This is a genomic window from Micromonospora sp. NPDC049799, from assembly GCF_040656655.1.
In the GTDB taxonomy this organism is placed as follows: Bacteria; Actinomycetota; Actinomycetes; order Mycobacteriales; family Micromonosporaceae; genus Micromonospora.
The window spans coordinates 1-1,499 of sequence record NZ_JBFAMU010000818.1; the positions used below are offsets into that span (position 1 = coordinate 1).

A 1,499-nucleotide genomic window follows, 5' to 3' on the forward strand; every position below is an offset into this window, starting at 1 on the left:
CGCACCGTGGTCGCCGCCGCCAAGGACGCCGGCGTCGAACTGGTCGCCTACACCAGCATTCCGAAGGCCGACACCTCCAGCCTCACCCTGGCCGTGGCCGGCTCACCGGCAGCGTTCGCGGCCCGTGCGGCTCGGCGCCGCCCGCTCCCGTTCCGTCCGCGTCCCCGCCCGACGTGGTCCCGTCGCCGTCGGCGCCCCGAGCGGCGGAATCGCCGGGTCCGGTCGGGCCGGCGGGATCGTCGGGTCCGGCCGGCCCCGCGGGCTCGCCCTCGGCCGGCGGGTCGGTGGGGCCCAGCTCGTAGAGGAAGCGGCTGGGCTGCTCCTCGTGGTCGTCGCCGCCCACCGCCGCCGAGGCGACCGCGCTGACCAGCAGCCGGCGGCGGGCCCGGGTCACCGCGACGTGGAACAGGCGCCGCTCCTCGTCCAGCAACGCCGACGTCTGCCCGACCACGGTGGCCACCCGACCCGCGCCCACCGCGCGACCGGCGAGCACGTCCACCAACCGCTCGGACCCGAGCAGGCTGCCGCGCAACCGCAGGTCGGGCCAGACCCCCTCCTGCACCCCGGCGACGGCCACCAGGTCCCACTCCAGGCCCTTCGCGCCGTGCGCGGTGAGCAGCCGGACCGCCGACCCGCGGTCGGCCGTGGGCGCCAGCGTGTCGGCCGGCAGGTCCTGCCCGAGCACGTGGTCGAGGAAGACCTCGGTACGCGCACCGGGCAGCCGGTCGGTGAACCGGGCGGCGGCGTCGAAGAGCACCATCACCGCGTCCAGGTCGCGGTCGGCGGCCTCGGCGCGCCGGCGTCGGGCGACGTCCCCCTCCCCGGCGGCGGCCGGGCCCCGGGTGAGGGCCGAGGACCACAGCTCGGCGAGACCGCTGGCCCGCCAGACCGCCCAGAGGACGTCCTCGGCGGTGGTCCCCGGGCGGGCGGCCGTCTCCCGGGCGACCGCGAGCAGGCCGGCGACGGTCTGCGCGGGTTCCGCCCAGCGCCGGTCGATGCCGGCGAGCTCGGCCGGATCGCGCAGCGCGTCCACGATCAGCTCGCCGGACGGCCGGCGGTCGCCCCCGGCCAGCGCGAGGGCACGTAACCCCTGCCGCAGCCGCCGCTCGGCCAGCGGGTCGGCCCCGCCCAACGGGGAGTGCAGCAGCGCGACGGCGGCCTCCTCGTCGAGCCGCTCCGGCTCCAGCGCGCAGCGCAGCAGGAGCAGCAGGGGCGCGACCGCCGGTTGGAGGTGCAGCGGCAGGTCCTCGCCGTGCACGACGGTCGGCACCCCGGCCGCGTGCAGCGCGCGTTGCAGGGAGGGCAGCTGCCGGGCGGTGGAACGCACCACCACGGCCATCTCCGACCAGGGCACGCCGCCGAGCAGGTGCGCCTCGCGCAGCGCGTGCGCCAGCCACGCCGCCTCGCTGGTCGCCGAACGGAAGGTGTGGACCTCCACCGCGCCGGGAGGGGCGTCGGGCAGCGGGCGGAGCCGCCGGTGCGCCGCCGGACCACGCAGC

At 78.7% G+C, this 1,499-nt stretch carries 1 pseudogene; it reads right to left on the reverse strand.

What is annotated here, in order from left to right:
* Window positions 1–238: 238 nt before the first annotated feature.
* Window positions 239–1,499, reverse strand: a pseudogene (locus tag AB0I76_RS29765) (ATP-dependent helicase); the annotation flags it as partial.